General features: G+C 35.8%; 9 protein-coding genes and 1 pseudogene. 4 read left to right on the top strand and 6 right to left on the bottom strand.

Annotated features, from left to right (window positions below; translation table 11 throughout):
* A partial coding sequence (locus EKM61_RS12245; RefSeq protein ID WP_225417802.1) for a hypothetical protein occupies window positions 1–242 on the top strand: 242 nt, incomplete at its 5' end.
* A gap of 224 nt (window positions 243–466) precedes the next feature.
* On the opposite strand, the gene EKM61_RS11130 is transcribed toward EKM61_RS12245, so the two are convergent.
* Entirely contained in the window at window positions 467–1,228 is a 762-nt protein-coding gene (locus EKM61_RS11130) for an SDR family oxidoreductase (protein ID WP_024047499.1), read from the bottom strand.
* An 8-nt stretch (window positions 1,229–1,236) separates the two neighbouring features.
* A complete protein-coding gene (folE, locus tag EKM61_RS11125; RefSeq protein WP_068226428.1) occupies window positions 1,237–1,884 on the bottom strand; it encodes a GTP cyclohydrolase I FolE in 648 nt (215 codons plus the stop codon).
* A 176-nt stretch (window positions 1,885–2,060) separates the two neighbouring features.
* On the opposite strand from folE, the gene EKM61_RS11120 reads away from it, so the two are divergent.
* From EKM61_RS11120 to EKM61_RS11110, 3 genes are all read left to right on the top strand, one after another.
* Window positions 2,061–2,324 (top strand): transposase, encoded by a 264-nt coding sequence (locus tag EKM61_RS11120; protein ID WP_002823325.1) that lies wholly within the window; start codon window positions 2,061–2,063, stop codon window positions 2,322–2,324.
* A 291-nt stretch (window positions 2,325–2,615) separates the two neighbouring features.
* Window positions 2,616–2,894: a plasmid mobilization protein gene (locus tag EKM61_RS11115; protein ID WP_003625288.1), complete on the top strand. Its 279-nt coding sequence runs from the start codon at window positions 2,616–2,618 to the stop codon at window positions 2,892–2,894.
* Window positions 2,884–3,186, top strand: a complete 303-nt coding sequence (locus EKM61_RS11110; protein WP_050340497.1) for a type II toxin-antitoxin system YafQ family toxin — start codon at window positions 2,884–2,886, stop codon at window positions 3,184–3,186. The genes EKM61_RS11115 and EKM61_RS11110 overlap by 11 nt, the downstream gene beginning before the upstream one ends.
* Window positions 3,187–3,306: 120 nt before the next feature.
* Here the strand turns inward: EKM61_RS11110 and EKM61_RS11105 are convergent, their stop codons facing one another.
* The 4 genes and pseudogenes from EKM61_RS11105 to EKM61_RS12340 form a co-directional block, all read right to left on the bottom strand.
* Window positions 3,307–3,939 carry a restriction endonuclease subunit S gene (locus EKM61_RS11105; protein WP_206602489.1) on the bottom strand — a complete coding sequence of 211 codons (633 nt, stop codon included), beginning with the start codon at window positions 3,937–3,939 and terminating at the stop codon, window positions 3,307–3,309.
* On the bottom strand, window positions 3,927–4,145 hold the full coding sequence (locus tag EKM61_RS11100) for a hypothetical protein (protein WP_068226394.1): 219 nt from the start codon (window positions 4,143–4,145) through the stop codon (window positions 3,927–3,929). Before EKM61_RS11100 ends, EKM61_RS11105 begins: the two co-directional genes overlap by 13 nt.
* Before the next feature lie 4 nt (window positions 4,146–4,149).
* Window positions 4,150–5,337: a RepB family plasmid replication initiator protein gene (locus EKM61_RS11095; RefSeq protein WP_068226393.1), complete on the bottom strand. Its 1,188-nt coding sequence runs from the start codon at window positions 5,335–5,337 to the stop codon at window positions 4,150–4,152.
* A gap of 395 nt (window positions 5,338–5,732) precedes the next feature.
* Window positions 5,733–5,822: pseudogene (locus tag EKM61_RS12340) on the bottom strand (protein adenylyltransferase Fic); the annotation flags it as partial.
* Window positions 5,823–5,963: the final 141 nt, after the last annotated feature.

Below are 5,963 nucleotides of genomic sequence, written 5' to 3'. Positions count from 1 at the left end.
AGGAACTCCTTTTTCTAATGTTTTTGAAAATTAATTTAAGGAATCATTCATCCTTACACAAACTATTTTACAGTCTCCAACGGTTAGCAGAACCAATGCTGGTGCAAGTGTTTCGCAATGCGATTGCACATGATTTGACACTGGAAGTGAATGCTAAAAGTATTGTTTTGCGTCATAATTTAGGCTATATGAATATGCGATTGAGTTATGGCAGTCACTTGGTGGCACTAAATTCACTTTAGGTTCTGATGCACATGAAGTGGCGCATTTCGAATTGGGCTTCCCGGAACTGAAAGACATGTTAAGACACCATGGTGTTCAATAACTGGTTATATTTGCTGGCGGCGTCGGTCAAAGTGTGGCTATTTAAAATTTATCAAGAATAGAAATAGCCTTCCGAAAATATTGAGTGATTTTCGGAAGGCTAATTTTATACCATATTTAGTTGTTACTAGTAGTTTAAATTTTAGTCATGACGATGAATAATATTTTCGCCGCCAGCTAAGTTAATGATGTTGCCGGTTAAATAGTCTGAATCTTCTGCACATAAAAAGGCAATAACGCGAGCAACATCTTCACCAGCAGCTTTTCGTTTAGTCTGATTAGGTGCAAGTTTCTGGGCTTGTTCAATGTCAGCTTCTTTAAGATCAGCTTTAATATCACCGGGGCAGACCATATTTGCAGTAATTTGATAGTCTTTTTCTTCAAGCGCTAAAGTTCTAATCGCCGCGGCCACACCAGTTTTAGCGGCGGCATAAGCACCACGATATTGCCAACCCGAGACTTGGTCAATTTGGTCAAAGCCTAGCGCAATAATGCGGCCCCAATTTTGTTTTTCCATCATAGGTACCGTTGCCTTAACTAAATAGAAAAAACTATCAAGGTTAGCACTCATCATGTCATGCCACTGGGCTGGGGTATGGTCGACGAGTTTTAATTTATCGTGAATAAAGGGACCAGCGTTAAGAATTAAAATATCTAAGTGACCAAAATCAAGTTTAATTTGTTCAATCATTCGTACCACGTCAGCTTGTTGGCTTACATCGCCTTGGTAAAGGCGAGCATTGACTTGATAGCATTGTGCCAAATCTTGTTGTAATTGTAACGCAGCTGTTTGACTGTGTCGGTAATTTAAGGCTAATTGATAGCCTGCTTGAGCAAGTTTATGGGCCATTTGCACGCCCAGTCCCGTAGTACTCCCTGTAATAAAAGCGACTCTTTTACTCATTAGTGACCTCACTTAATAGCAGTCATAAATTCTGACCGCAATTGGCTATCTTTAATGTAAGCACCACGACTAGCCAGCGTGAAAGTTTGCGCTTGTTCTTTTTTAGCGCCGCGACTTGAAACACATAAATGCTTCGCTTCAATAGCTACCATAACCCCTTTAGGCTGCAAGACGGTATCAATTGCATCGGCAATTTGATTCGTTAAGCGCTCTTGAACTTGGAAACGCCGCGCGTAACCTTCAACGACCCGTGCAATTTTGGAAAGTCCGGTGACTTTTTGATCAGGAAGATATGCAACGTGAGCTACGCCAAAGAAGGGTGCAAAATGATGTTCGCACATCGAATAAAATTCGATATCTTTTACAATAATAGGATCATTTTGTTGAATATCAAAGACTTTTTCTAGATGGGCAGTAGGATCTTCGCGGTAACCACTGGTGTATTCAAGAAAGGCTTTTACCACACGAAAGGGCGTTTTATCTAAATCGGGATTATTGTCGTCTTGACCACAGAGAGCCATTAAAGTTTGCAGTGCTTGTTCGATTTGTTGAACATCAGTTAACTTTTGCTGTAATAGTTCTGAGTTATTTGCAGTTTCGGAAAAATAGCTGGCAAGTAATTCAGCTTCATTGTAATGATCATTGTTTGTTGTCATGATATGAATCTCCTAACTCAATAATAACTTAAGTCTACTTCAAGTTCATGATTTTGAACAACGATTTGTTTTCAACTTTGCATCAAAAAAGACGAGTCTGCTCCTATACTGAAATTTGGTACCAAATTCATTAGATTTTGTGTCATAATGATAAAAATCAGAATAGGAGTTTTTTTATGAAATATTATTCAGATGAATTTAAAAACAACATCGTTAAGCTTTATCACAATGAAAATCGTTCAAAGAAATCCTTAGCCAATGAATATGGGGTTCATCCAACCACCATCAGTCATTGGATCAAGCGGGCCAAATTAGTTGAACTACCTGACGGTGGCGTAACGAGTGTTGAAGCCTTCAAGCAACTACAGAAAGAAAACCAGCAGTTAAAAGAAGAAAATGAAATTTTAAAAGCAGCGGCGGTGTTACTGGGAAGGCATTAGGCAAAGTTAAAGCCATAGACTTTATCAACGAACAATTATGTAAACACCGCCTCTGGATAATCTTGAAAGCCTTAGGGCTTTCTAAAAGTACGTATTATCATTGGAAACACTATCAGATAAGTCGTCATGATAAACAAGATACGATTTTAAAAAGCCAGATCTTTGATGGGTAAGACAACTTGTTGCATAAGCTGTTAGTTCCTTTACTTTAAAATTAATTTAGTTGCAGAAAACTTAAAAATCGAATATTATAATGTAGTACGATGGTAAACTTAAAGGAGGCGGATTAGTATGAGTAATACTATTATTAAAAACAAGACAATTTCAACTCGTGTAACACCTGACATTAGTGAACGGGCTAAAGCTAATCTAGCAAAACAAGGGCTAACCGTTTCTGAGTATATACGCTTATCGTTAGTTAAAGCGGCCAATAATGAAGTTCGATTAGTCAGCTTTTTAGATTCTCCGGAAGCCTTAGCCGCTAAAAAAGAAGCAGAAACAGGGCAGGTCAAAAACATTGGTTCATTGACTGACTTTGAAGATTGGATCGATAAGTTAGATGCAAATTAAACAGGCCAAATCTTTTGAACGTGAATTAAAAAAACTAGTCAAAAAACATTTCCCAATAACTGTCTTGAAGCCTTGTTTAGAAGCAATTGTTGAACAAGATGTACTTGTTTTGAAACAGATTAAAGATCATGCATTAAAAGGAAATTGGCGTGGCTATCGTGAATTTCACCCTGCCAGATATGGAAACTATGGTAAAAATTATGACAACTGGATTGTTATTTATCAGCTAGATCATGATGAATTGATTTTGTTATTGGTTGCAACTGGCTCCCATGAAATCTTGAATCAATAGCTATAGTTTAGGGGCACTTATAAAAAAATAAATTAAAATAGCCCCCAATATCTACATTATAGATATTGGGGGCTATTCTTTCAATGTTTTTGAGGGGTTATTTTTTTTAATTTATAGACCCTAAACAAACATCTTTTGTAAAAAGCCTTTTTTCTGTTCTTTCAACAAATCTAACTTACGTTGATGAAGAACGACAGTGTCATCTAACTGTTTGAAGAATGAACCTATTTTTTGTTGTTCTTCAACTTTTATCGGAACAAAAGTTTCTTTATCCAATAAGTCTGCTTTGGTAATTCCTTTTATAGATGTACCTTGGATATTATTCAGTTCTCTTTGTAACATTTTATAAATTGAGTACATTCCAAAATTACAATCAACTTGAAGATTTGATAATGATAAAAAATCTTGACTTGAAGCAAATTCATAAGGCATAAAGGCTAATTTACCAACGCCTACTCTAGTAACTATCGCTATTGAATTCGCAGGTATAAGTTTAGTAGCTGAATTTTTAACAGCATCTTCAGTAATAAATTTTTTAGGTAATACACCATATAATTTATCATTAGCAAGATTGCTACTTTGAATCCAAGGTATTTCCCCATTCCAGTATTCTGTTACTGATGTCTTCGGAGTTCCTCCACCAATAGTATCTTGAGATAAATCTCCCAACTTACGATCTTCCCAATCATCCGTAAATCCCGGAAACCTTAATTCTGGAACTTTCTTTTTAACTGAATCATCTATTTTCGCCATAGTCCCCACCATTTTCTTGGTTTTTCTTGTTCTTCTATCCTTTTTTGATCTTTGATTTGTTTAACCGCTTCAGCGGTTAATAGCTTCATACTATTATTTCTAACTACATATTCGCTTGATATTTTAGAAACTTGATAATGAATTTTATTCTTGCTAACTCCTAACTCATCTGCAAGTTCTTTTATCGTCTTTAAGTTCTCACTCATGGATTTATCCTTTACCTCGAACACTTGCACGTTCTGGTTGTTCAAGGTCTTGTAATTTTACAGTTGGCAGGTATTGTTCAATGGCTTTTTTAAGGTACTTGGCTACATTGCGTTTTGAATAAGCTTCTTGTTTGCTGGCTACATAGCTTAAATGGTCTTTGACCCCATTCAATCCTCTTAATTCCTTTAACTCGTCATACAACGGATATACGTTCTTTTGCAAACCTGCCATAAGTGCCGTGTCCGTCATTTCAAGAGGGGATAAGAGAAAGTTTTCAATCAATAATCGTGTGTACTTACTTTCCATTGCCTGTTTTAATAAGTCAGCTTCATTTCTTGATTTTTCCTCTTTGTCGGATTGATAATCTTTATCTTCTAACTTATAGCTGTTATCGTCTGCTCGGCGTTTCTTCTCAATATGAAAAACAATAGAATCAATCGAACGTCCTTTTTTGATTTTGTCATAAGTCACGTTAAAAGACGTATGCTTAGTAATTTCTTCCAATGGTTTTTTTAATATCCAATTCTCAAAATGAGGGAAATGTTGGTACTCCTTGACAGTATCAGTCATCAGCCGTAATTCTTTGACTGTGATTGAGGGATTGCGGTAGCTTTCCACTTGTTTGGCTCTCCGTCCGCCTTTCACGCTGTAATGCTCGTACTGGTTGTATTGCATAGACAACCAACGATACAAAATAAGGCTGTACTTGCTATTGAGTTCTGCAAGGTCTGACAAAGCATGTTGCGTGAAATTCTTTTTAAGATTGATTAAATAAGGCATGATTTCAGGACTAAATCGAATAGTAACTTCATCATGATAATCGGTCCACTTTACATAGGGAATAGGGACGATATTTTCAAACTCAAACCCATGTTCTTTTTTTTCTTTAATTTTGAAAAAAGCTTGTTTCTGCATATTCTCAACTGCCTGCTTGAAACGACTATGTTTGTCATTATCAGAAACTTTAAAAAACGCAAAAAGTTCTTCTTTTGAGAGATAGACTGTATGATCTTTAGGCGGTTCTTCGGTATTAATGTACGATACCGCTAACTCAAACATTTTGAGTGGGGTTTTATCCATTTTGGCAATGCTTGTAATTAAAGAATTATGTTCCACTACTTTTCGTTTTGATAATTCATTCAAGACTTGCACCTGCTTCTTATTGTGTTCATTTTTTGCTATACTAGACATGGAAATACTCCTTTGTGAGTGATTTTAAGTAGGCATAGAGAAAGACTTTTAGTCGGGTATTTCTCTATGCTTTTATTCTATCAAAATACAGTCAGTTGTTCAATTTTTTCTGACTGTATAAACAGTTTTTCCTGACTGTATAAACAGTTTTTCCTGACTGTATAAACAGTTTTTTCTGACTGTTTAATTCTGCATACGACTGGAAACACTGGCTTTTTTTTCACGCAAAAGAACAAAAGATTAAAATATATAAGATAAATGTAATATAGGCTTCGCCTTTTTTTATTTTTTTCAAAAATTTAAAATCAAAGGTCAAAATCATCCAAAAAAAAAGAGACAGACTGCTCAAGTTTTATATTGAGCAGTCTGTTTCTTTAAATCGTGTTTATACGTGTTTATAGATCTTCTGTTTTAATTTCGTAATAGCCCTCGTAATAATAACTCGCATCAATTCCTTTAAAGAATTGTTTTTTTCCTAAATCATAGGAAATTCCTCGGCACATGGTGCCTGCGGGGCTTTGGTTTGAGGAACTGGCTACATAGTGCCGTAACTTAACAGTTGTGGCCTCTTTTTTGATACTGTATAATTAAAGGGTTAGAACCGTGTCATTACTTAATGACATAAG

Origin of the sequence: Loigolactobacillus backii (assembly GCF_003946275.1) — a bacterium.
GTDB classification, from domain to species: domain Bacteria; phylum Bacillota; class Bacilli; order Lactobacillales; family Lactobacillaceae; genus Loigolactobacillus; species Loigolactobacillus backii.
This window is presented reverse-complemented; position numbering and strand designations above follow the sequence as displayed.